21 protein-coding genes and 5 tRNA genes are annotated in these 22,759 nt (G+C 46.9%); 15 read left to right on the top strand and 11 right to left on the bottom strand.

The genetic code is table 11. The features are described from left to right. The first annotated feature begins 8 nt into the window (after window positions 1-8). Genes lolA through serS form a run of 4 tightly spaced genes read left to right on the top strand, consistent with a single transcriptional unit; the run spans window position 9 to window position 3,634 of the window. Entirely contained in the window at window positions 9-635 is a 627-nt protein-coding gene (lolA, locus tag OIK42_RS10250; RefSeq protein ID WP_273640266.1) for an outer membrane lipoprotein periplasmic chaperone LolA, read from the top strand. Further along, a complete protein-coding gene (locus tag OIK42_RS10245; RefSeq protein ID WP_273640264.1) occupies window positions 632-1,948 on the top strand; it encodes a replication-associated recombination protein A in 1,317 nt (438 codons plus the stop codon). Before lolA ends, OIK42_RS10245 begins: the two co-directional genes overlap by 4 nt. After that, a complete protein-coding gene (gene crcB / locus OIK42_RS10240; protein WP_273640262.1) occupies window positions 1,948-2,334 on the top strand; it encodes a fluoride efflux transporter CrcB in 387 nt (128 codons plus the stop codon). The genes OIK42_RS10245 and crcB overlap by 1 nt, the downstream gene beginning before the upstream one ends. A gap of 10 nt (window positions 2,335-2,344) precedes the next feature. Next, window positions 2,345-3,634, top strand: coding sequence for a serine--tRNA ligase (gene serS / locus OIK42_RS10235; RefSeq protein ID WP_273640260.1), 1,290 nt, complete (start codon window positions 2,345-2,347; stop codon window positions 3,632-3,634). Window positions 3,635-3,727: 93 nt separating this feature from the next. On the opposite strand, the gene OIK42_RS10230 is transcribed toward serS, so the two are convergent. Both OIK42_RS10230 and OIK42_RS10225 read right to left on the bottom strand, forming a co-directional pair. Then, window positions 3,728-5,953, bottom strand: a complete 2,226-nt coding sequence (locus OIK42_RS10230; RefSeq protein ID WP_273640258.1) for a hypothetical protein — start codon at window positions 5,951-5,953, stop codon at window positions 3,728-3,730. Window positions 5,954-6,243: 290 nt separating this feature from the next. Continuing rightward, window positions 6,244-7,413 (bottom strand): hypothetical protein, encoded by a 1,170-nt coding sequence (locus tag OIK42_RS10225; protein ID WP_273640257.1) that lies wholly within the window; start codon window positions 7,411-7,413, stop codon window positions 6,244-6,246. Window positions 7,414-7,841: 428 nt separating this feature from the next. On the opposite strand from OIK42_RS10225, the gene OIK42_RS10220 reads away from it, so the two are divergent. The 3 genes from OIK42_RS10220 to OIK42_RS10210 are packed head-to-tail and all read left to right on the top strand — an operon-like array spanning window position 7,842 to window position 9,613. Then, a complete protein-coding gene (locus tag OIK42_RS10220; RefSeq protein WP_273640255.1) occupies window positions 7,842-8,471 on the top strand; it encodes a YceI family protein in 630 nt (209 codons plus the stop codon). A 45-nt stretch (window positions 8,472-8,516) separates the two neighbouring features. Continuing rightward, window positions 8,517-9,071, top strand: coding sequence for a cytochrome b (locus tag OIK42_RS10215; protein WP_273640253.1), 555 nt, complete (start codon window positions 8,517-8,519; stop codon window positions 9,069-9,071). Between the two features lie 2 nt (window positions 9,072-9,073). Beyond that, window positions 9,074-9,613 carry a YceI family protein gene (locus tag OIK42_RS10210; RefSeq protein WP_273640251.1) on the top strand — a complete coding sequence of 180 codons (540 nt, stop codon included), beginning with the start codon at window positions 9,074-9,076 and terminating at the stop codon, window positions 9,611-9,613. A 191-nt stretch (window positions 9,614-9,804) separates the two neighbouring features. On the opposite strand, the gene OIK42_RS10205 is transcribed toward OIK42_RS10210, so the two are convergent. Genes OIK42_RS10205 through OIK42_RS10185 form a run of 5 tightly spaced genes read right to left on the bottom strand, consistent with a single transcriptional unit; the run spans window position 9,805 to window position 11,870 of the window. Further along, window positions 9,805-10,149: a TusE/DsrC/DsvC family sulfur relay protein gene (locus tag OIK42_RS10205; protein ID WP_273640249.1), complete on the bottom strand. Its 345-nt coding sequence runs from the start codon at window positions 10,147-10,149 to the stop codon at window positions 9,805-9,807. Window position 10,150: 1 nt separating this feature from the next. After that, entirely contained in the window at window positions 10,151-10,408 is a 258-nt protein-coding gene (locus OIK42_RS10200) for a DsrH/TusB family sulfur metabolism protein (protein WP_273640247.1), read from the bottom strand. After that, a complete protein-coding gene (locus tag OIK42_RS10195) occupies window positions 10,408-10,761 on the bottom strand; it encodes a DsrE family protein (RefSeq protein ID WP_273640245.1) in 354 nt (117 codons plus the stop codon). The genes OIK42_RS10200 and OIK42_RS10195 overlap by 1 nt, the downstream gene beginning before the upstream one ends. Continuing rightward, window positions 10,761-11,150, bottom strand: a complete 390-nt coding sequence (tusD, locus tag OIK42_RS10190; protein WP_273640243.1) for a sulfurtransferase complex subunit TusD — start codon at window positions 11,148-11,150, stop codon at window positions 10,761-10,763. The genes OIK42_RS10195 and tusD overlap by 1 nt, the downstream gene beginning before the upstream one ends. A 51-nt stretch (window positions 11,151-11,201) precedes the next feature. After that, on the bottom strand, window positions 11,202-11,870 hold the full coding sequence (locus OIK42_RS10185) for a Bax inhibitor-1/YccA family protein (protein WP_273640241.1): 669 nt from the start codon (window positions 11,868-11,870) through the stop codon (window positions 11,202-11,204). A gap of 245 nt (window positions 11,871-12,115) precedes the next feature. Here OIK42_RS10185 and OIK42_RS10180 point away from each other — a divergent pair. Continuing rightward, a tRNA-Ser gene (locus OIK42_RS10180) sits at window positions 12,116-12,207 on the top strand. Window positions 12,208-12,538: 331 nt separating this feature from the next. Here OIK42_RS10180 and OIK42_RS10175 read toward each other — a convergent pair. Beyond that, window positions 12,539-13,618, bottom strand: coding sequence for a Gfo/Idh/MocA family protein (locus OIK42_RS10175; RefSeq protein ID WP_273641486.1), 1,080 nt, complete (start codon window positions 13,616-13,618; stop codon window positions 12,539-12,541). A 345-nt stretch (window positions 13,619-13,963) separates the two neighbouring features. Between OIK42_RS10175 and OIK42_RS10170 the strand changes: the two genes are divergently transcribed. After that, window positions 13,964-14,055, top strand: a tRNA-Ser gene (locus OIK42_RS10170). Window positions 14,056-14,133: 78 nt separating this feature from the next. Here OIK42_RS10170 and OIK42_RS10165 read toward each other — a convergent pair. Both OIK42_RS10165 and OIK42_RS10160 read right to left on the bottom strand, forming a co-directional pair. Beyond that, window positions 14,134-16,146: a GAF domain-containing hybrid sensor histidine kinase/response regulator gene (locus OIK42_RS10165; RefSeq protein WP_273640239.1), complete on the bottom strand. Its 2,013-nt coding sequence runs from the start codon at window positions 16,144-16,146 to the stop codon at window positions 14,134-14,136. 91 nt (window positions 16,147-16,237) lie between these two features. After that, window positions 16,238-17,170 (bottom strand): sensor domain-containing diguanylate cyclase, encoded by a 933-nt coding sequence (locus OIK42_RS10160; RefSeq protein WP_273640237.1) that lies wholly within the window; start codon window positions 17,168-17,170, stop codon window positions 16,238-16,240. A 464-nt stretch (window positions 17,171-17,634) separates the two neighbouring features. Between OIK42_RS10160 and uvrY the strand changes: the two genes are divergently transcribed. From uvrY to OIK42_RS10130, 6 genes are all read left to right on the top strand, one after another. After that, on the top strand, window positions 17,635-18,273 hold the full coding sequence (gene uvrY / locus OIK42_RS10155; RefSeq protein WP_273640235.1) for a UvrY/SirA/GacA family response regulator transcription factor: 639 nt from the start codon (window positions 17,635-17,637) through the stop codon (window positions 18,271-18,273). A gap of 16 nt (window positions 18,274-18,289) precedes the next feature. Continuing rightward, complete coding sequence (gene uvrC / locus OIK42_RS10150) at window positions 18,290-20,107, top strand: excinuclease ABC subunit UvrC (protein ID WP_273640233.1); 1,818 nt, start codon at window positions 18,290-18,292, stop codon at window positions 20,105-20,107. 94 nt (window positions 20,108-20,201) lie between these two features. Continuing rightward, window positions 20,202-20,771 (top strand): CDP-diacylglycerol--glycerol-3-phosphate 3-phosphatidyltransferase, encoded by a 570-nt coding sequence (gene pgsA, locus OIK42_RS10145; RefSeq protein ID WP_273640230.1) that lies wholly within the window; start codon window positions 20,202-20,204, stop codon window positions 20,769-20,771. A gap of 223 nt (window positions 20,772-20,994) precedes the next feature. Continuing rightward, window positions 20,995-21,070 (top strand) — tRNA-Gly (locus OIK42_RS10140). A 57-nt stretch (window positions 21,071-21,127) separates the two neighbouring features. Further along, window positions 21,128-21,201 (top strand) — tRNA-Cys (locus tag OIK42_RS10135). A 62-nt stretch (window positions 21,202-21,263) separates the two neighbouring features. Further along, window positions 21,264-21,350 (top strand) — tRNA-Leu (locus OIK42_RS10130). Window positions 21,351-21,492: 142 nt separating this feature from the next. On the opposite strand, the gene OIK42_RS10125 is transcribed toward OIK42_RS10130, so the two are convergent. After that, window positions 21,493-22,494 (bottom strand): carbohydrate porin, encoded by a 1,002-nt coding sequence (locus tag OIK42_RS10125; protein ID WP_273640228.1) that lies wholly within the window; start codon window positions 22,492-22,494, stop codon window positions 21,493-21,495. Between the last annotated feature and the right edge of the window lie 265 nt (window positions 22,495-22,759).

Genomic DNA, 22,759 nt, shown 5'->3' with positions numbered 1-22,759 from the left:
GAAGCAGTATGATTACCCAATTAAAGCGTTTGACTGGCCGTTTAGGCATCTTATTAGTCTGTATTTCAGGCAATGCTATGGCTGATGATGCCGGTACGCTTAAGACCCGTTTGTCGTCGCTGGAGTCTTTTCAGGCTGGCTTTAGCCAGCAAGTCATCGATGAACAGGGCGAAACCGTCCATCAGGCCAGTGGCACCATTATGATGGCCCGTCCTAATCAACTACGCTGGGAAACCCAACAGCCGGATGAAACCGTACTCATTGCTGACGGTGAATCGGTATGGCATATCGATTACTGGGTTGAACAGGTGACAGTGATGTCACAACAGCAGGCTGTGGAAAACAACCCCATGGTGTTGCTGACCAGCAACGATGAAAAGGTATGGCAGCAGTACAGTATTGAACAACTCGATGATAAAACCTTTAAGGTAAGTGCGCTGGCTGACAGCGGACAGATCAAAGCCCTGACGCTGGCCTTTGCCGACGGCGGCCTTGCATCCCTTGTTATGCTCGATAGTCAGGGCCAGCAGAGTGTCATTGAGTTTAGTCAGCGTCAATTTAATCAGACGATTAGTAGCGACACATTTCGGGCCAACGTGCCTGAAGGGTTTATGGTCGACGATCAGCGCTCATGAGTTTGTTTAGTCAGCAGACCTATGCGCCGCTGGCAGCCCGTATGCGACCGGCGAATCTTGATGAATATGTTGGCCAGGAACACCTGGTCGGGGCCGGTAAACCGCTGCGCAAAATGCTCGAGTCCGGCCAGTGCCATTCGATGGTATTGTGGGGGCCGCCAGGAACCGGCAAAACCACCATGGCGGAGTTAATCGCTACCTACACCCATGCGCAGGTCATTAAATTATCGGCGGTGACATCGGGCGTAAAAGACATCCGCGCGGCCATGGAGCAAGCCGAACAAAACCAATCCATGGGCGAGCGTACACTGCTGTTTGTTGATGAAGTGCATCGCTTTAATAAATCTCAGCAAGACGCCTTTTTACCCTTTGTTGAGTCAGGGGTGGTGACATTTGTTGGCGCGACCACAGAAAACCCCTCATTTGAACTCAACAATGCACTGTTGTCGCGGGTGCGGGTATATGTGCTAAAGGCCATCGGTGACGACGCCCTGGATGCCTTACTCAATCGTGCTCTGACCGAAACGGAGCGAGGCCTGGGAGAGCGTAATCTGAGCCTGGCTGAGGATGCCAGGCAAGCCTTAATTGGTTTGTCCGGTGGTGACGGACGCCGCTTGTTAACTTATTTAGAACTGGCCAGCGACTTTACTAACAGCAACCAGATTGTACTGAGTGACATTGAGCAGGCGGTGGGCGAAAAGGTGGCCAGCTATGATAAGCAAGGCGACACCTTTTACGATTTAATTTCGGCGTTTCATAAATCGGTACGTGGCTCAGATCCCGATGCGGCGCTCTATTGGTATGCGCGAATTCTTAATGGCGGCGGCGATGCGCTGTATGTCGCACGGCGGCTGTTAGCGATTGTGTCAGAAGATATCGGTAATGCCGATCCCAGAGCCATGCAGCTATGTGTTAATGCCTGGGATGTGTATCATCGGGTAGGGCCCGCCGAGGGCGAGCGAGCTATTGCACAGGCCGCGGTATATTGTGCCCTGGCAGCCAAAAGTAACGCGGTATACATGGCCTTTAGTCAGGCCAGGCAAGACGCGAAAGACAAACCTGATTACCCGGTGCCGGTGCATTTACGCAATGCTCCCACTAAACTGTTAAAAGAGATGGGGCATGGTGAGGAATATCGCTATGCGCACAACGAACCCAATGCTTTTGCGGCGGGTGAATGCTATCTACCGCCTGAACTTAGCGACACGCGCTATTATGTACCTACAGAACGCGGTCTGGAAAAACAGCTCAAAGCAAAACGGGATTATCTGGATAACTTAAACGCACAGAGCCAACAAAAACGGAACGGCTAATGACACACACAACCCTATCGCTTTATTTATTTATTGCCACAGGCGGAGCTGTTGGTGCCTGCTTACGGTATTTCTGCACCACGATGATTGATTCGTTGTTTGGAAAAGCGCTGCCCTTTGGTACACTTGCGGTCAATGTTATTGGCTCGTTTTTATTAGCAACTCTGTATGGCTTTATCGAGCGCGGCGAACTGGCTGAGCAACCCTACAGGGCATTAATTGGTGTTGGCCTGTTAGGTGCCTTCACGACGTTTTCAACCTTTACCATAGAGACCCTCACTTTACTTGAGAACGGGTTATGGATAAAAGCGTTGGCCAATATGTTATTGAATGTGTGTGCTTGCCTGCTTGCAGCATGGCTGGCGGTGGAATTAACCAAAGGATAAAGAAAAGAACATGTTAGATCCAAAGTGTTTGCGAAGCGACATTGACGTTACCGCTGAGCGGCTGGCTAGCCGCGGTTTTAGTCTGGATGTCGCGGCTTTTAATGCATTAGAAGAAAAACGAAAAGCATTACAAATCAAAACCCAAGATTTGCAAAACGAGCGCAACACGCGAAGTAAATCCATTGGTAAAGCAAAAAGTCAGGGCCAGGATATTGCGCCACTGTTAGCCGAAGTATCGTCACTGGGCGAACAGCTCGATAGCGCCAAGGCCGAACTGGCAGAAATACTCGCTGAAGTGAATGCGTTAATGCTGGAAATTCCGAACCTGCCGCACGACAGTGTACCGGCTGGCAAAGACGAAAGTGAAAACGTTGAAATCAGTAAGTGGGGCGAAATCCCCAACTTCGATTTTGAAGTTAAAGATCACGTGGATATTGCTGAAAACCTCAATAAAGGTATCGACTTTGAAGCTTCGGTAAAGATTACCGGCAGCCGTTTTGTGGTTATGCGTGACAAGTTTGCCCGTTTACACCGTGCCCTGGCGCAGTTTATGTTAGACGTGCATACCGCAGAGCACGGGTATACCGAAATGTATGTGCCCTATCTGGTGAATGCCGACAGCCTGTTGGGCACCGGACAACTGCCGAAGTTTGGTGAGGACTTATTCCATACTCAACCTGCAACGGAAGAGGGACAGGGGTTGTCGCTGATCCCAACGGCTGAAGTGCCACTGACTAACCTGGCCCGCGATGAAATTTTTGCGGCCAAAGAATTACCCATTAAGATGACTGCTCACACGCCGTGTTTTCGGAGTGAGGCTGGCAGTTATGGCCGGGATACCCGTGGTCTTATTCGCCAGCACCAGTTTGATAAAGTCGAAATGGTGCAATTGGTAAAACCCGAAGACAGTTTTGATGCCCTGGAAGAGCTCACCGGGCATGCCGAAGTGATTCTGCAAAAGCTTGGTTTGGCTTACCGCAAAGTATTGCTGTGTACCGGTGATATGGGCTTTGGCTCGTGCAAAACTTATGATTTGGAAGTGTGGCTACCGGCACAAAATACCTATCGTGAGATTTCTTCCTGCTCGAATATGCTTGATTTTCAGGCCCGTCGTATGCAGGCCAGATACCGCAACCCTGAAACTAACAAGCCAGAGCTGCTGCATACTCTCAACGGTTCGGGCTTAGCGGTAGGGCGCACAATGGTTGCCATTTTAGAAAATTATCAGCAAGCCGACGGCACGGTAAAAGTACCTGAGGCACTAGTCAGTTACATGGGCGGTATTACGGTTATCGACTAACCTGCCGCCTGATGATCTCCAATATTTGCAAAAAGCCGCTTTTAGCGGCTTTTTTAATGGTAAAACAGCCCTGTTTAAGGCCTTAGTTGCCATTTACTCTGACACGTTGTTATCGCTGCTCCCGGCGGTTTTGTTCTCAGTGGGCTTTTTCGCGCCGCTCAATGAAATAACCCGTGTCTTGCTAATCCGGTGACGATAGATTTCGCGCAAATAATGTATCGCTTGTTTGACGCAGTCCACGGACAAACGGATATCATTAATTGAAGTGAAATTGTCAGGCTGGTTAATCAGCTCACGATACTTTTTCTCGTACATGGGTTTTATTGCGTACCAGTTTGTGTCGAGTATTTTCGCCGGATTTTCAAACTCCTCCAGCATGTCATCTAACTTAGAGGTATCAAATTCCGGGGCCTTAATAAAGTCAACGATTGCTGTATCGAGTGACTCATCAAAACGGCAGCTGTCTTTGGCAAAGCAGCGTTTAATGTAGGAAACCAGCAAGGTGAGGAAATCATCGCTCAAACAGGGGCTTTTTGCGATCAGCGTGGTCATCGAGAGGTTGGCAGAAGCACCAATCACCAAAGCGTAACGTTTAAGCGTGGTATTAGGGAACAGATTGTTTAAATGGGTTTTTAGCTTATTTAAATCAATATAAGACAACTTGTAATCTTTGGGCAACGAGACTATCGATACCACCGACGAGCAGTTCTTAAAGAAGTGTAGCTCTTTTAAATTGTCTGACACATAGCCCGACTCCTGATACTTTTTCAGTTCAGCTTTATAAGCCTCTGCCTCGATAGGTAACAGGCTTATGCCTTCAATTGCCTGGGTTTGCTTATTAAAGTGAGGCAGATCTATTGAGCGGAAGAATAAATTATCAATATCTAACGCTTTTTTCTTTTCTGTTCTGATTTGCAGACCGTCAGTATCTTCGACTACCGATTCACCATAAGCAATGGCAACCGGCCCGGCAAGGCTCATAAAGAGATCATTGGCGTCCAGTCGAATCGTTTCGCCAATATCAATGCCGGCGCGTCTGAAGTAATCCTGATCGTAATCGGTGGTCACCGACTGAGCAGTTAAAATATTAAAAATTTGCTGGCTGATATACTGATTGGCATGCTTTTCCATTGAGTTTACGTCAATGTAGCGCATATCACTGTTGGCATCGCTTTGCTCAGCGTAACGCATAATGTCATTGGAAATCAGCATCATGGCGTTCCAGGGGCGCAATCTTTGCTGGGTGGATTCCTGCGATGTATCGTTGTTCATATCGTAAGAAAAACACCACTCCTCGGCCAGGTATTTGCACAGTAAACGCCCGGCATTAATATGCAGAGCTTCAGACATTTCGGTATGGTCAGAGATATTCGGCAGAATGCAAATGCCGCTGGTAAAGATAGGCTCAAACACAAAGCCCTGGCGTTGTGAGTTCGACTCCTTGTACACCTTGGTATCAAAGGTTTTACGCAAATAAGCATACTGCTGAGCAAGGCCAAATTCAGACGCCATACCCGAACCGGTACCACCACCGGCACTAAAAATATAAAAATACAGGCGTGACTGGTTCGCCTTGATCCCACAGGAATCAATCAAATACGAATGAATGGCTTTCCATTCGGCATTATTAAAGTCTTCGGTTTGCTTGTTGAGTATTATTTTAGCCAGGTACTGACCCAGAATAGGCGCGTTACCCGCACCCCCGGCATGAACCTCTGACAAGTCCATTATGCGTAACTTATTGTAGGTTTTCAGAAAGTCGTTTTGCGTACCTTTCGACGAAAAGCGAATGCGCCCCTCTATGTCTTTATCTAAATCACCCAGCATAACCAGCGGTTCAATCAAAAACACCGGGCGGAAGGTTTTTTCAGCTTTTAAGCGAATACTACGCTGCAGCCACTTCAGTGATTTACTTTCAGCTTCTTTCATTTTCGATAGATCGTGCTGATACTGATCAAGATAATAATCACGGGCATCATGAACAAGGGAAGCAACATCCAACGCGATATTTGAGCCACAACGTCCTAATCCTATTAAGCACACAGATGGAAAATTAGGTGAGGGTTTTTTATCGTCTTCGCTGGCTATATGGTCTGGATAGATAGTGTTTTTGAGTTGATCTAAATTGCGTAAAATTTTATTGACGTCTTTTTCGGTAAAATACTGCGTGTGCTCGCAGTCTATCGTCACCGGTTTTTTGGTTTGTTTGAGATTTCTCGGGATCAAATCAAAGTCGTCACTGGCCTGAGTGTCGGTAGCAACCTTACTCGTCCTTGCGGTTGAGCTCACTTGCTTGCTGCTTTCTTTGCTGGTTGCCATAATGCGATGCCTATTTTGCTCAGTACATATCTGATTTTTGAGTATAGTAGAGTTTTAAAACTTCTGAGAAATAATAAGTATAAAATATATACAGTTGCGGCCGCGGCCGATGATATTGTTGAAGCGTTAAGAACCGTCTCGAGCCCACCGGCTAGCAATAGAACCATAAGTTTAAGCGATTCTAAGTCCGTGTTGGTCTGGCGGTTCAACTTGCACTATCGAGACGGCGTATGTGAGGGCGTATCGACGTACGTGATGTTATGGAGTGTAGTGTTAGTCAAGCACTGGCATTAGTGAAGAGAAGTTTTCAGAGACACGATTTTTGCGCTGTAACGCATTTCGTCTTCGGGTATATACGCCATGTCTTTCGCTTGTGTTAAGTATTGCAACGCTTGTTCAAATTTGCCTTTACGATACAAAACATTGGCCACGCCAAAGTACCCCTCAGCCAGATAGGGGGCTACTTCAATTGCTTTTTTGTAGTATTTGAGGGCAATTGCCAGATGTTGCTTGCGTAACTGTCGATCAGCGGTATCTAACCATTCGTAAGGGTTATCATCTTCAATTTTATCCACTTCGGCAAGCAGAGCCTTTGCGCCTTTCAGATCACCGGCGCGTTCTTTTAATAAGGCAAAATTACTCAGGGTAGTCACAGTACCGATACCTGTTTGGTAAAGGTAGGCATAAATTTCCCCAGCGATTTTGGGCTGAGATTTTTTGATAAGAATTACGGCAAGGGTATTGAGTGACTCTGGATGTAAAGGCGACACTTGCAGGCCTTGTTTGATATAAGCATGAGCGAGGTCGAGATCGTCACCGACAATGGCTTCGGCCGCCATGTTTTGATAATACAGAGCAAGAAAGTCCTGCGCAGATACAGTTTTACCTTTGGTACTGGCGGTGGAAGGGAAATAGTCAATTACCATGCGAGGCTTTTGAATCACAATCATATTGGGCTTGGGCGTAAAATCCGGATCGTAGACAAAGGTACGTACGTGAGAGCCGATGCTCATGACATTATCATGTTTGAAGTAAACCGGGGCGCTGTTGACCCTCTGGTAACTTACCTCGATGCCCGCTGCTTGCGCTAATGCGGTGGTCAAAATGGCCAGGGACAAACAATTTCCCTGCTGGAAGGCATAAGCCTGGGTTGCTGTGTAAGTGCTGCCTTTATAGGTAAAACCCTCTGTGAGCGCAGAAAGGTACTCATATAAGCGCATATGTGCGGGTATGTGCTGATTTTTTGCGTCATGAAAGTAATTGAGAAACTCGAGGCGTTGATCGTTTGACAGAGCAAACACGTCATCGGGTTGTATGACGTTTTTTTCGGTAAATATCTCCGGGGGATATTCTGGCAGCCTGACATGCATTAACTCAGGGGCGATAGGTTCAGATGTTGTCTGACAACCACAAAGTAGTAAAACTAACAGCGTAATAGCCACTTTTATGTGCGTAATCACCGGTAGGGTACCCATTATGTATTTTGAATTGCGCTGTTAAATAAGGCAATTATTAAGGCTTTTTTCTCAGATTATACGCAGGCTGCTGAGAGTGCAATAAAAAGCATTTTGCTCATAAATGTGATAGGTAAATGAACTACGTTGTTGAGCAGCAGTGTACAAATTTTGTAGCTTGTTGATCTTTGGTATCCCAATATGGGTTTAACTGAAAGCGGATTAATCGCGCGACGGTCATGTAAACGCTAATAGGCAGAGCAGGGGGCTCTATTTTAACGCTCAAGTCAAAGGGCGCTTTATCAAAGGGAATGGCAAAGACTAAAATGCTTTTATGACGAACTTTTCAGGCAGCGCCTCCGGCGAGTGCCAGTGTGCCAGTTTATACAGCGTTGACTGTTTTGAACCAGGCCTTATTAACAGGGAATAACAGAATGAAAATCGTAAAAATATTAACTGTTGTGGTTAGCTTTTCACTGCTCAGTTGTGTGTCATGGGTGTTTGCCAAAAGTCAGTACAGTGAGATGCCAGAAGGCCACTATAAACTCGACTTGACCCATGCCAGTGTCGTGTGGAAAGTCTCCCACTTTGGCTTGTCAGATTATGTTGCGCGTTTTGCTTCGTTTGATGGTGCGATTGATTTTGATCCGGGTAATCTGGCAAACAGTGAAGTGCAAGTGTCGATTGACCCTCGTTCCATCCAAACCGCTTACCCCAACGCGGACGAAGAAGACTTTAATCATGTGTTAGCAACCGACGATGGCTGGTTTAATGCAGGCGCGTTCCCTAGCATCGATTTTGTATCCACTAATATAGCAATTACCGGGGAGAACACCGCCATAATGACGGGTGATCTGACGTTTTTGGGTAACACGCTGCCGGTTTCACTGGATGTAACGCTAAATGGCGCGATGCAGTTGCAGCCGTTCACCCGCAAGCCTACTATGGGGTTTTCAGCGTCCACGGTTATTGAGCGTTCGCGTTGGGGCATGACAAAATATATTCCGTTTATAGGCGATAGCGTAACGGTTATGATTGAAGCTGAGTTTGTTAAAACTGAGTAATCAGCCAGTGAGAGTATAATGATGATAAAGCGAGTACACAGCTAAATGTATCCAACCACCCGATATCACAGCATTAGTATTGTTCTGCACTGGCTAATTGCGCTGGGCATACTGTTTATGCTCGCCAGCGGTATTGCTATGGTAAATATAGACATGCCAAAGGCCGATCAATATCAGCTTTTTCAAATTCATAAGGCTAGCGGGGTAATCATGCTCTGGGCAATTGTGCTGCGCATTGTTGTGCGGCTATTCAGCGAGCAACCGCCATTACCTGCAATGCTGTCAGCGCACGAACAAAAACTCGCTAAGCTTGGCCACATAGGGCTCTATACAGCCCTTGTAGTCATGCCGTTAAGCGGTTGGCTTATGGTGTCTGCCAGCCCCTTTGGTTTGCCCACATTTGTATTTGTGGATTGGATCAAGTGGCCCCATATTCCTTTCGTTGAGCGTAACAAAACCATTGAAAGCCTGGCGCGTAATATTCACTGGCTTACTGCCATTGCGCTTGGCATGATGATTCTCGGGCATATTGCAGCAGTGATCATGCATAAAAAAAGGCATGGTCTTCAATTAATAACACGTATGTGGTGGAGTAAATAAGTGTGAAAATATTAAAAGGATTATTGGCGCTGGTTGTTTGCCTGCACGTTCATCCGGTAATGGCCCGCTATGCGGTTGATAACACCAATGCGCGGGTTGACTTTAGTGCTGAGCACGTCGGCATGCGTTTTTCGGGTACGTTTGAAAAATGGCAGGCACAGGTTAATCTGCCTGGTACTTCTGACAACGGCAATGGGGGGGCTATTACTGCCAGTTTCGATTTGTCGAGCGCTAAAACCGGTAATGCTACCTACGATGAAACCTTGCCAGAAGGTGATTGGTTTGACGTAAAAAACCATCCTCAGGGCAAGTTTGCAAGCACCAGTGTGACAAAAACCGCACAAGGTTTTGTTGTAAAGGGGAATCTTACACTTCGAGGCAAGAGCAACGCCATGGAGTTTACCCTCAACAACCAAGATGGCCGACTGGTGGCGTCATTTCCTATCGACCGCCTTGCCTATGGCATTGGTGTGGAATCTGACCCCAGCGCTGAATGGGTTAGCCAGAATATACAGATGACCATCGATATTCCAAAAGGGTAAGGTTTACGCAGTTTGCCGTTATTCTGCCGTTTAAGCGGGCAGAGCACTCAGTTTATTGCAACTATACTAACGGTAACCATCATATCAATGCGCGCTTTGATTGTTTATACACTGGCAATGAGGCGATAGCGAGGAATTGAAACCGGAGGTACTTGCTACCGTTTTTTGAATACCTTGCAAACACAACAGTGTTACAAACATTTTTTGGGCTTGGGCAAACCGGCTAATTTGGTCGCTTGCTTGGCAGGGCCTCTGGGAAAGAGGCGTTGCAGGTAACGGCTATTGCCCTTGTCGGGCCCGTATTTGGCTGCCATGGCTTTTACCAGCGCCCGGATCGCCGGGCTGGTTTCATATTCGAGGTAAAACTCGCGCACAAATAGCACCACTTCCCAGTGCGCCTCGGTCAGCTCGATGCCTTCTTGCTCGGCTAAACAGGGCACCATATCCAGCTGCCATTGGCGGTAATCTAATAAATAGCCAAGTTTGTCAGTGGCAAAGCGTTGGTTTTGCCATTCAAAATGAAAAGTGTCGCTCATATCAGAGTGTGATCCATTGCTGATGGGTTGCTTGCAATTGAATAAGCTCTGCCATTGTAACTGATTGCGCACTGGTTATGCCACGGCTGAGACAGTCATCCTGCAACGCAAGGCATCGCGGTCTTACCTCCGATTGAATTAACCCGGCACAGGCATACACGCCATCAGCGCGGCAAAGAATGACATCATCGCTGTTTAACAATTGCAGGAAAGCCAGTTGCGAGGGCGTTAAATGTGATTGGGTTATTGATACGATCATTAAAATGTCACCGTATGGTCGCAGCGGCTAATTAACGTATGCATGGCGTCGGCCGATAATACCTCAACATCATTTACGCCCAGATCCTCTGGTGCAATCCTGAGGCTGGCCATCGAACGCTCACACACGTAAATGGGGTCAATGTCGTAAAATGGCAGTACATTGGTTTGTTTTAAGTGATTTTTTTGCTGTGCTGGTGCCTGATTGTTTAACAGCTGATAAACCCCTTCAGCACAAAAAATCACATGGCATTCATGCCCGTAATTGGTGGAGGCCAACGCAAACTCAATACCATCGGCGCTGCGCTGTTGTCCGTAGGGCGGTTGGGTAAGTAATACTGCAATAGTCGCCATTAAAATTGTACCAGCTTGTTGGCATCGTGCAGGCGGGTAAAAAATTCGCCCAAACCGACTTGTTCAAAAGGGGCAAAAAGAGAGTGGTGGGCTTTGCCGGTTTGCCCGGCCTGGGCAGCATCAATAATACCGCGCTGTGTGGCGGCACCCACACACACCAGTAACGGTACGCCGAAGTTAGCGGCAAACACTGACCACCTTGCAGGGAGATCTAAGTTGGTGCTGCCAGCGTCTACCAGCCCGTTGGCGTGGTAAACCCCGGCCTGATAAAAAAAGATCTGGTTTATTGTACTGCCTTGCTCAAGTAGGCTTTTGCAGTAATCGAGCGCGTTTATGCACCGGGCGGGTGACTCGGGTGAGCAGGTAATGAGTACTGAAATACTTGGCATAAAACAAAAACACCCCTTTACGGGGTGTTTTCTCAATAATCTAACTAAGACTTAGTCATCGCTACCGAATACGCCTAATAACTGAAGCAGGGCTACAAACAGGTTGTAGATGTTCAGGTACAGGCCAACGGTTGCGCGAATGTAGTTGGTTTCGCCGCCGTGGATAATGCGACTGGTATCAAACAAAATAAAACCAGACATTAAGAACACAATGGCCGCACTAATGGCTAACTGAACTGCCGGCGCTGCAAAGAAGATATTTGCAATGGCTGCAACCAGAACCACCATGATACCTACAAACAAGAAACCGCCCATAAATGAGAAGTCTTTCTTGGTCGTTAGCACATAAGCTGACAACGCAAAGAAAATTAGCGCTGTACCACCCAGAGCCTGGGCAATTAACTTCGGGCCACCCGGAATTGTTACGTAATAGCTGAGCATATGTCCTAATGAACCGCCAAGTAAGCCGGTAAACAGGAAAATCCAGTAAATACCAGACGCTGAATCAGCTTTTTTGTGAACCACAAATAAAGTAATAAAGGCACCAATCGTCATCACTAATGAGGTCATTTTTGTAATGACGATAGCATATGTGATACCAGCACACAATGCACTAAAGAGCAGTGTCATGCCTAAAAGCATGTAAGTATTACGTAAAACTTTATTGGTTTCTAATACCGAAGGTCTTGATGCACTAGTATACACCGAACGATTATCCATTGTTTCCTCCAATAGGACAGGCAAAAATGTTTCAACACTATAATACGCTATAGCTTAGAGCATTTGTATGGGTTTTAGTTCCAACTTTCAATAGCTAATGCCTATCAATGCAATGAAATATTTTATTTGAGCCCCGGACAGGTTAATCCATGAGCTGAATTGGTTAAAACTCCGTCATCCGGGCCCGTTTTTTTAAATTAACACTTTACAGTCATAAAAATTTCATTAAGATTCGCATCACTCAAGGAGAGTTGGCAGAGTCCGGTTGAATGCACCTGACTTGAAATCAGACGAAGGGTTAAACCTTCCGGGGGTTCGAATCCCTCACTCTCCGCCACATTCTAAAAACCCGCACATGTTGCGGGTTTTTTATTGCGCTAAATAAAATGCTACGACTCATTGTGAGGGTGAGAACCCCCGTTTGGGGTTTGACAAATCGACAGGACGTCGATTTGCACAGCCGTTAGGCTGCCCGCAGGGTGAGTGCCACGGATGGCACGAATGAATCCCTCACTCTCCGCCACATTCTAAAAAACCCGCACATGTTGCGGGTTTTTTATTGCTTAAAAATTATTACTTTTACCAGCGCTAATATAGCAGACTTTTGCTTTGGCATAGCTGGCATTGCCTATCAAACACAAAAGCCAGCACTGTTAATTGAGCAGCTTTTACAGCGTTACGGTTTTACCGGTCTCGGCGGCTTTACGTATAGCGTTTACAATACGAATGTCGCGCATGCCGTCTTCGGCAGAAACCAAAGCGGGGCCCCGGCCCAAAATGGCCAGTGCATCGTTATCCATTTGCAGGGTTTGCTGCATCCCTTTTATCGCCGGGAAGTGCCGACCGTCGCTGGTTGTTGCTTCCACACCGGAGTAGGACTGCATTGGTTTAAGCTGGTAACTGCCGTTTTCACAGGTTGTTTTGAGACGGTTAAACGACTCCACAACGCTGGTGCCGCAATCGGCCATCAGCCCATCACCAAAATCCATGGTAAACAAGGTTGTGTTGTCGACCTCGTTAAAGGCGGGGTGGTCCATAAATACCTCTCCTGTTACAGCAATCGGCTCCCGGCGGGTGATAAACCTGGCACCATTGATTGCATAGACACCCATATCGTAGAGTGCGCCGCCGCCCATGGCTTTTTGCATGCGCCAGTTGTCTGGCGGTAAACCATTACCACCGTACCCGGCGAAGCTCTCCAGCCCGGTGATTTTGCCATACGGTGAGGTAGCAGCGTAACCGGCCAGTCGCCGAGTGTTGGGTTCGTGCTGCATGCGATAGCCAATCGACAGCATGACATTATTTTTACGGCAGGCATTAATAATGGCCTGGCACTCAGCTTCGTTCATCGCCATGGGTTTTTCGCACCACACATGTTTTCCTGTGTTTGCCGCGCGCACGGCGAAATCTTTATGGGTTGCAGTGGGGGTGACGACATATATGACATCAATATCCGGGTTGTTGGCGATCTCTGCCATGGTGGCATAGGAGTAGACATTGGTATCGGGAATGCCATATTTTTGTTGCCACTGGGGAACCTTCTCCGGGCTGCCGGTAATAATACCGCGCAGTTCACAATGTTTGGTTGATTGTAACGCTGGAGCCAGTAAACCCGTGCTGTAACCACCCAGTCCTAACAAGGCAACGCCTATTTTGCGTTTAGGCACCGCAGCACGCAGGAGAGGGGAGCTTATCAACGTACTCGCTCCCATGAGTTGTATAAAGTGACGGCGTGTTAATGTTGACATCATGCTCTCCAAGACGTTTGTGATATTGGTTTGTCGCGCTGAGCACCCGTTACCAGGCAATGAATCGCATAACCTTAGTGGTTTATAATATCGCTCACAGAATGACAATCTCTACGTTGAAATAGCGTTGCTGGATTATTATGGGTTTTAGTTTGCAAATTGCTCTTTTTACAGTTTTTAGATTGTGACAGAGAATAATCGATAGCGTGACCGTCCTGGCCAAAGCGAATGGCTACTTTCAAACCGGTTTGGTTAAAAGGTCGACACTTAGCAGGATAAGATGGCAGAAATTTATATTTGACGCTTTACAGAGCCAAAAATATCGTTAGAATACGCAGCACTTACGGAGAGTTGGCAGAGTCCGGTTGAATGCACCTGACTTGAAATCAGACGAAGGGTTAAACCTTCCGGGGGTTCGAATCCCTCACTCTCCGCCACATTCTAAAAAACCCGCACATGTTGCGGGTTTTTTATTGCCGTAAGCTCTGGCTTAGCTTAACGCCATTTCTTTGCCGCTATATAATGCGCTCAAGCACTTTTTGTATCGCTTCAATTTTTACCGGTTTCGACAAAAACATATCCATGCCGGCTGCTTTACAGGCTCGCTTGTCAGCGTCAGAAGTGTTTGCCGTTAACGCAATAATTTTGCAGTGCTTGCCCACAATCGCCTTACTTTTTAAGGTCCTTGTGGCTTCAAAGCCATCCATAACCGGCATAAAACAGTCCATAAAAATCACGTCATAAGACTTCGAACGGCATTTATACACGGCGTTTTCGCCGTCTACAGCAAAGTCTGGCTGGGCGTTAAACTCCTGTAATAACGCGTCCATGACTAAGCGATTTATCTCGTTGTCATCCACCACCAGGATGTTTAATGCCGATGCATCGACAAGGCTTTCAATAGTCGTATTTTCGGTTTGAGGTTGGGATTGCGCTAACGGTACGCTGAGGCTGACGGTAAACATGGAGCCCCGGTCAATATCGCTTTTTACGTCAATGGTCCCTTCCATTAAGGTGATTAATTCTTTTACGATAGACAAGCCCAAACCAGTACCACCGTATTGTTGAGCGGTGCCTTTAGGCCCTTGCGAGAATGGCTCAAAAAGACCGTTCAGCGTCTCTGACGACATGCCGACACCGGTGTCCGCGACTTTAATGATGAGCTTGCAAATATCATTGTCGCGTGTGGCTGACACCCATAATTTGACCGTGCCTGTTTCGGTAAATTTCACCGCATTGTTGAGCAGGTTTGCCACAATTTGCCGCAGGCGGGTGGAATCAAAATGAACCCATAAGTCATCTTCAATTAACAATTTATGAGTAAGTTTGACGGGCTTGGTATCACACAGGGGCGCGTACAGTGAAACCAGATCGAGAAATATCTGATTTAATTGAAACTCAGATGGTTCTAACCCCATATCGCCGTGGGTGAGTTTTGAGTAGTCCAGTACTTCATTGATAATGTCTAACAGTAAATCACCGCAGCGTAAGGCAACGGTGAGCTTTTCGTTACGAGCGTCAGCATCGTCCATATCCAGTGCCGCGGTAAGCATGCCGATGACCCCATTTAATGGGGTGCGCAGTTCATGACTCACCTTAGCGAACAATTTGGTTCGTTGTCCGAGTAAATGCTGGGCAGCCTGTTTTTGTTTTTCCAGCTCCAGACGCTGCGCAACAGACTCTGTGACATCCTGAATAGTACCAAATAGTCGCACGCACTGGCCGTCTATAAAATCGGCCTGACCTTTTGCCGCTACCCAGATAGTATTGTTTTTGGCCGTAATCAGCTGAGCTTCGACGCTGAAAGGTTTACCGCCGGCCTTTGCCTGCTCGATCGCGGCGATAATGGTTTTCTGACTTTTACCCTGCTTGTAATAATTAATGGCCATGGCCAGTTGCGGTAGGTAATTGGCCGGCACTTCGTGTATTACCTTTGTGTATCTGCTCCACTTTAACTCTTCGCTAACCAGATCTAACTCCCAGGTGCCAATTTTGGCGACTTCTTCTAAGCGCTCTAACAACTGGTTTTTGCTGTACAGGATTTGATAGGTTCGATTACGTTGCAGTTCTGCGCCTATCCAGCGCGCGATGAGCGTGATGATTTCAATGTCGTCATCGTTAAAGGGCGTTGTGCGGGGGGTAGATGAAATAAAATTAATGGTGCCGTAGGTTTCCTGACCGTTATAAATAGGGGCGCCTATGTAGGTTTCTGGTTTCAGGCTGGTAATATTAAAGTGGTTAATATCGCTTGGTGCATCTGCTGCCGTCAGGTAAGTGATATCATTATTTTTTAAGGTGAATGTGCAAAGCGTGTTTGCCACGTCGAGTCGTGTTCCGGCTTGCAACTTGTAAGCGTTCGGTGAGACAAAAACGATGGTGTAAAAGTCGTTTACCACTCTGCTTACCACGCCCACTTCAGCGTTTAACACCTGCAGTCCAAGCGACAGCAACTGCTTTACTTTTTTATCAAAGGAAGTCAATTGGTCTGAGACAATGTTGTGATAGGTTTTTAAATGATTTAAATCCATATAACTCTCAATTGACTTTGGTTCGCTAAACCACTGTCCGGGGTGAAAAATTAGTCGCCAGTAACGCCGCAATACTCATCAAAAAACTCAGCTAGGGCTGTTCGTTGAGCTGCTTAAATGCGACACTTATCAAGTGCTCCAGGGTTACTTTCTGCTGTTTCTCTACAACCGCTGTGTTTACACTAAGTCCTTCAATCAGTGAAGCATTACGTAACTTCTCATTAATTAAGGTTTTCACATTAGCCGCCTTTATTGCCGTGCTCTCTTCACCTGCATTAGTGACCAGTGCGCAAAACGTATTGTGGTTATACCGGCCGACCAGATCTGAACTGCGAAATTCCTGGTTAAACGCGCCAATAAGATTGCTCAGAACAGACTTGTATTGCGCCGGGGGCGTGTTAGTTTCGAGGCCGTTTATTTGCAAAAGTGCGATTGATACGGGCAGTTTTAATTCCTCGCAGGCAGGCAAAATCAACTTTCCAATGTCGATGAATCCTTGTTTATTTTGTAAGCCCGTTTCACTGTCGAGTTGGTTTGTCTGCTGCTCAACTAACTCCAGCTGGGCAACGGCAGCCAGATCATTGAGTGTTTTGCGTAAGGTTGCAGTTAAGGTTCGGGGTTTTTGGTCTATCAGACACAAGGTTCCCAGCCGCTGGCCATTTGGATGCACAAGGGGGCAGCCAGCATAAAAGCGAATGTGGGGCTCGCCCGTTACCAGTGGGTTATCAAAAAAACGAAAATCTTCGGTGGCGTTTTCGATGACGAAAATATCGTCGTGTTCTATAGCATGGCCGCAGAACGAAATATCGCGTCCGGTTTCACACGCATTTAATCCCTGAGAAGACTTAAACCATTGCCGCTCAGAATCAATCAGTGATACCAGGGCAATTGGCACCTGAAACACCTTGGCTGCCAGCCTGGTAATTCGGTCAAACCGCTCTTCCGGCGGCGTATCTAACACATTTAAACTTTGCAGGGTTTTTATTCGTTCATTTTCATCCGGCAATTGTGGTGCATTCTTCATCGGCTATCCTGATACGATACTATTCTTTAACCTAAGTAACAGTAGTATAAGCTGTTTTCGTCTGACCACGGTACACACTATTGGCCGGTCAGAACGACGCAAACCTGTTTGTTGTTGCAAATATAAAGTACTCGCAATGTTGTTTTGTGTTGACCTAAAAATATGCGACCTTCAAGCACTATAGTGTAGCTGAGTTGATTCATTACGCGAATATCGCGTTTGTTTTTACTTTATATTTGCGTGATATGTGCGTGATTTTTGTTTACATTTTGCCGGTCGCTTTAACGCTCATACCTAACCGATTAAGCAAATACAGATTAACACTTACCTTTACGCTAAATATTGATTATTATGGCCAGTCGCAGCACAGGAAACAGTGCAGTAGGCTTGGTACTTTTTAAGACGAGCAGGGGATTGGACACTTTCATAAGCATAATGAGTATAACAGCCAAAGTGAGTAAGCCATGATCAAGATAGCGCTTGTAGATGATCATGACCTGGTGAGAACGGGGATCAGACGCATTCTTGAAGACGTTGCCGACTTCAAAGTAGTATGCGAAGCGAAAGACGGTGAAACGGCGGTAAAAAACTGTCGGAAACTGGCGCCTGATGTCGTACTGATGGATTTAAATATGCCAGGTATCGGGGGCCTTGAAGCCACCCGGCAAATTTTGCGCATAGGCGAGAATACCAAAGTCATTGGTTTGTCGATGCAAAAAGAAGATCCTATACCTTCACAGGTTATCCAGGCCGGCGCGTTCGGGTTTTTAACCAAAGACGCTGAACCGCAGGAAATGATCAATGCCATTTATAAAGTCGCCGCCGGGCAAAAGTACTTAAGCCCTGAAATCGCGCAACGGATTGCAATGAGCAAGCTTAACCCCGACAACGACAATCCGTTTTCTGACTTGTCGGGCCGGGAACTGGATATTGCGATCCGCATTACCCGGGGTCAAAAAGTGCCTGATATTGCCCAGCAACTGCACATTGCAGCAAAAACGGTAAACACTTATCGCTACCGCTTGTTTGACAAACTCGAGATTAGTACCGACGTAGAACTTACGCATTTGGCATTGCGCCACAAACTCATTGAACTGTCTTAGTAACTGATTGGTCTGAATGACTGAATTTGATTCTGCCGCATTTTTGAAGTCGTTAACTCATCAGCCGGGTGTATACCGTATGTATAACTCGGCTGAAGAAGTGATTTATGTCGGCAAGGCTAAAAATCTAAAAAACCGGGTGTCGAGCTATTTTAAGCAACAGGTTGATAGCCCCAAAACCCGGGCGCTGGTTAGTCAGATTGCCAGCATGGATGTCACCGTTGTAAATAGCGAAACCGAAGCCTTTCTGCTCGAAAACAACTTTATTAAAAAATATCGTCCGCGTTATAACGTGCTGTTGCGCGACGATAAGTCTTACCCGTTTATCTTTTTATCGGCCCACGAGCACCCGCGACTGGATTTTCACCGTGGTCCGCAAAAACGCAAAGGCGAGTATTTTGGTCCGTATCCCAGTGCCGGTGCAGTGCGGGAAAGCTTGCGCTCTATGCAAAAGCTGTTTCCGGTGCGTCAGTGTGAAGACAGCTATTACCGGGCACGCAGCAGACCATGTTTACAATATCAAATGCAGCGTTGTTCTGCGCCCTGTGTAGAAGGCTATGTCAGCGATGAAGAGTACGCTGAGCAGGTACAACTGCTGCGCATGTTTCTGAAAGGAAAAAACCAGCAGGTCATTAACTCTCTGGCCGATAAAATGGAAACGGCCAGCGAGGCACTGAATTTTGAGGCAGCAGCCCGGTATCGCGATCAAATTACTGCACTGCGTAAAGTACAGGAGCGCCAGTGGGTAGCGGGTACACAAGACGAAATGGACATCTTTGGTTTTGCTTACAAGGCAGGGATGGCGTGCATTCAGGTCATGTTTATTCGCGACAGTCAGTTGTTGGGCAGTAAGGCCTTTTTCCCGAAGATTCCGTCGACCACCTCCGAGAGCGAAATCTTCGAAGCCTTTTTACTGCAGTTTTATCTTGCCGGAAACAAGATTATTCCCAAACAAATTGTATTGCCTCAGGCCTTGTCCGATGAGGCCGCAATTGCCGATCTCCTCAACCAGGAAGCGGGGCACAAAGTGCGTTTTTACCGGGGAGCCCGCGAAGAAAAACGCCAGTATTTGCAGTTGGCTCAAAATAATGCGCAAAACGCCCTCGATGCTCAATATGGTCAACAGAAATCCGTGTTTGCCCGTTACATCGATTTAGAATCGGTATTGGAGTGGGACTCACCTGTCCAGCGTATGGAGTGCTTTGATATCAGCCATACCTCTGGCCAGCAAACCGTGGCATCCTGTGTGGTATTTAATCGGGAAGGGCCGCTGAAAAGTGATTACCGTCGCTACAATATCGACGGTATTACCCCCGGTGATGATTACGCCGCCATGGCCCAGGCACTGAAACGGCGGTATAAAAATGTGCAGGACGCGGAAAAGATCCCCGACATTCTGTTTATCGACGGTGGTAAAGGGCAGTTGTCCCAGGCTGAGGACTTTTTTGCCGACTGGCCTCACGATAAGAAACCGTTGTTGATAGGCGTCGCTAAAGGCACTACCCGTAAACCCGGTTTGGAGACACTCATTCTGGCTGATAGCCATGAAACCATTCCGCTTAGCTCCGATCGCCCGGCGCTGCATTTAATACAGCATATTCGTGATGAGTCGCACCGGTTTGCTATCAGTGGTCACCGTAACCGCCGTCAGAAGGTAAAAAACACCAGCACGCTGGAGTCTATACCCGGTATTGGCGCTAAACGTCGTCAGGCGCTACTCAAATATATGGGCGGCTTACAGGGGCTTAAGCGTGCCAGCCGAAATGAAATTGCCAGTGTGCCGGGGATCAGCGATGAATTGGCCGAAACCATATATGACCATTTACACGCTTAAAAATTCTTTTATAGTAGAACCAGGTTTGGCAGTTTCTTAATACACTGTATCGTGTGACAATAGAGGCATTAATAAGGATAACCCCGAGTAGTTTATGTGGACGATCCCAAATGTAATTACCTTAATCCGGGTAGTTCTTATTCCCATTTTCGTATGCGTATATTTTCTTGACTGGCGCTGGGCGCACGAGGCCGCCGCCTTTATTTTTTGGTTTGCGGCAATCACAGATTGGTTCGATGGTTATCTGGCCAGAAAACTGCAGCAGTCGACGCCTTTTGGCGCATTTGCCGACCCGGTGGCCGACAAACTCATAGTCGCAGCAGCGCTGCTGATGATTACCCATTCCTATGATTCGGTGTGGATCACGATTCCGGCAATATTACTGTTAATCCGCGAAATTTATGTTTCGGCGCTCAGAGAATGGATGGGCTCACAAGGGGTTCGCGACACCGTGCAGGTGTCTTTTATTGGTAAAGCCAAAACCACAGCACAAATGTTAGCCCTGATTGGCTTATTGTCGGGCCTGGAAACCTTTATGGGCGTTACTATTTACTGGGTAAGCCTGGGTTATATCTTGTTATACATTGCTACGTGGCTGTCGGTGTGGTCGATGATTAGCTACACAAGAGCCGCCTGGCCGCACCTTTCAGCGGTTAAAAAGTAACTTTTTGTCAGGAAAATGACCGATTTATGAGCAAACGATTCAAATTTGGTGAAAATAGCGGCGAATGGTATTTTTTGTAGTTGACACATTCGTTGGGGCAGGTAGAATGCCTCCCACATTCGAAGCAGGACATACTGACTAGAACGAAACACAGCGCTAAAGCGTAATTACTCCAGGGTAATAAGTGTAACGAGCTAAACAGCATATCAGGCAAAAAAATGACGCGGGAATAGCTCAGCTGGTAGAGCACAACCTTGCCAAGGTTGGGGTCGCGAGTTCGAATCTCGTTTCCCGCTCCAATTTTTCGAATGGTTTGCGTTTGCTTTAAGACGGCCTACGTCACAACGCAAGTCTAAGGCGGAATGGCAGAATGGCTATGCAGCGGATTGCAAATCCGTGGATCTCGGTTCGACTCCGGGTTCCGCCTCCATTACTTGTTTAAGTAATTTCAGGGCAACCAAGCCCGCACCAGCACATCACGTGCAACCCTAAGCCCGGGTGGTGAAATTGGTAGACACAAGGGATTTAAAATCCCTCGCTGGTAACAGCGTGCCGGTTCAAGTCCGGCCCCGGGCACCATTTATTCCTGTTTAATACTTCACAGAAAAAAACATTGGCTCTGCCCACAATAAATGGGTGGTAAGCATTCTTCTCGTTCTGTTAACTATCCCATCATCATCCAGATGAACCGCATTCTGCTTTAAGTTACCTTACTCAAAAATTAATTAAATGAAAGTTCGAGCCGAAGGGTAAACACCAGGGCATCATGTATATCCCGACGCCCTGATGGATTGAGTATCCATTGCAGATCAGGTTTCACCGCTATTGTGCTGGTGAGCTGCGCTTTATAGAACGCTTCGAATGCGGTTTCGTGCGGTGCTTGTGTCGTCAGGTAATCGCTGAGCTTTATGCTGGTGACTGCTACACCGGCGATATGGTTTGTTTGGTTAAAAGGGGAATGAATATTTGCGCCGATACCCAGGTGCCATTCTATTTCACTGTACAGTGGGTCACTGTAGGCTAGTTGTAGGTACGACTGAATAGATTGCGAGCCAATATTGAACTCGCTATCAGTAATGGCATAGAGCCCTCGTCCTGCTTTGTAAAGTTGTTTTGCATTGAAAGATGCAGCGGCAGTTGTATCATACCAGTAGCCGAGCTTTATCTGATTATCCTCATCCAGTTGGTACGCTATTTCACCGATATAAAACTGTTCAGTAAAATCATTGTCAGCGGCGTCGTAAATACCGGCAGACATGCGTAAACTCTCATTAAGTTGTTTTGCCATCAGCACACCAAATGCCGGTGTAGGGTAGGTTGGTAAAGCAAAAATGGTAGGACTAAACCCCATGGAGGAGTTAATAAACTCCGTAGCATGCTCTGGCGCTGCAAACGTTGAGTTTGCATCTGTTCTACCCAATACCAGATACCAGTTATCTGCGTCGTAGCGGTAGTAGGCTTCGTAAATGCGGCTAAAATTTTGTGCATCTATGTTTGAATACACCTGAATATCCCCAACTGCCTTACTGCCGTCAGAGCCTTGTTGCCACTGTACACTGGCAAATAAGGTATGTGTATCATTGGTGTATGCGATACCGCTATCGATAAGGAAACGGTTAGTGAATGACCGGTTTACGCCGCCATTAAGTACCAGGGAACTATCAGTGATGACATTTAAGTAGGGCACTACACTCTTAGCACTGCAGACTCCACTTAACGCCAATAAAACAACTCCCTGCGCTGGTAAAATACTACGCCACATATTGTTTAAAACAGAAGTGCCCAAAACAGACTTCCTTTGCAACTAAGTGTTAACCGGTTTGAACTTAAAACGGGTGATAGCCTGTTAGTAACTATAGTCTTTAACAATGGTTTTTGTTATTGCTGCCAGGTGGCCACTTGTTGTTCGTGTTAAACCCGTGGTGGCGTTGACGGTGTGCTACTGGAGTAAATAGAAGATAAAAAAAGCGCCTGTAGTTCAGGCGCTT

The organism is Alteromonas gilva (genome assembly GCF_028595265.1).
GTDB classification, from domain to species: Bacteria; Pseudomonadota; Gammaproteobacteria; order Enterobacterales; family Alteromonadaceae; genus Alteromonas; species Alteromonas gilva.
This window is presented reverse-complemented; position numbering and strand designations above follow the sequence as displayed.

Bases quoted from the DNA above. Each gene is read 5' to 3' on its own strand.
- lolA (WP_273640266.1), top strand. From the start codon at position 9: ATGATTACCCAATTAAAGCGTTTGACTGGCCGTTTAGGCATCTTATTA.
- OIK42_RS10245 (WP_273640264.1), top strand. From the start codon at position 632: ATGAGTTTGTTTAGTCAGCAGACCTATGCGCCGCTGGCAGCCCGTATG.
- crcB (WP_273640262.1), top strand. From the start codon at position 1,948: ATGACACACACAACCCTATCGCTTTATTTATTTATTGCCACAGGCGGA.
- serS (WP_273640260.1), top strand. From the start codon at position 2,345: ATGTTAGATCCAAAGTGTTTGCGAAGCGACATTGACGTTACCGCTGAG.
- OIK42_RS10230 (WP_273640258.1), bottom strand. From the start codon at position 5,953: ATGGCAACCAGCAAAGAAAGCAGCAAGCAAGTGAGCTCAACCGCAAGG.
- OIK42_RS10220 (WP_273640255.1), top strand. From the start codon at position 7,842: ATGAAAATCGTAAAAATATTAACTGTTGTGGTTAGCTTTTCACTGCTC.
- OIK42_RS10215 (WP_273640253.1), top strand. From the start codon at position 8,517: ATGTATCCAACCACCCGATATCACAGCATTAGTATTGTTCTGCACTGG.
- OIK42_RS10205 (WP_273640249.1), bottom strand. From the start codon at position 10,149: ATGAGCGACACTTTTCATTTTGAATGGCAAAACCAACGCTTTGCCACT.
- OIK42_RS10200 (WP_273640247.1), bottom strand. From the start codon at position 10,408: ATGATCGTATCAATAACCCAATCACATTTAACGCCCTCGCAACTGGCT.
- OIK42_RS10195 (WP_273640245.1), bottom strand. From the start codon at position 10,761: ATGGCGACTATTGCAGTATTACTTACCCAACCGCCCTACGGACAACAG.
- tusD (WP_273640243.1), bottom strand. From the start codon at position 11,150: ATGCCAAGTATTTCAGTACTCATTACCTGCTCACCCGAGTCACCCGCC.
- OIK42_RS10185 (WP_273640241.1), bottom strand. From the start codon at position 11,870: ATGGATAATCGTTCGGTGTATACTAGTGCATCAAGACCTTCGGTATTA.
- OIK42_RS10175 (WP_273641486.1), bottom strand. From the start codon at position 13,618: ATGTCAACATTAACACGCCGTCACTTTATACAACTCATGGGAGCGAGT.
- OIK42_RS10165 (WP_273640239.1), bottom strand. From the start codon at position 16,146: ATGGATTTAAATCATTTAAAAACCTATCACAACATTGTCTCAGACCAA.
- OIK42_RS10160 (WP_273640237.1), bottom strand. From the start codon at position 17,170: ATGAAGAATGCACCACAATTGCCGGATGAAAATGAACGAATAAAAACC.
- uvrY (WP_273640235.1), top strand. From the start codon at position 17,635: ATGATCAAGATAGCGCTTGTAGATGATCATGACCTGGTGAGAACGGGG.
- uvrC (WP_273640233.1), top strand. From the start codon at position 18,290: ATGACTGAATTTGATTCTGCCGCATTTTTGAAGTCGTTAACTCATCAG.
- pgsA (WP_273640230.1), top strand. From the start codon at position 20,202: ATGTGGACGATCCCAAATGTAATTACCTTAATCCGGGTAGTTCTTATT.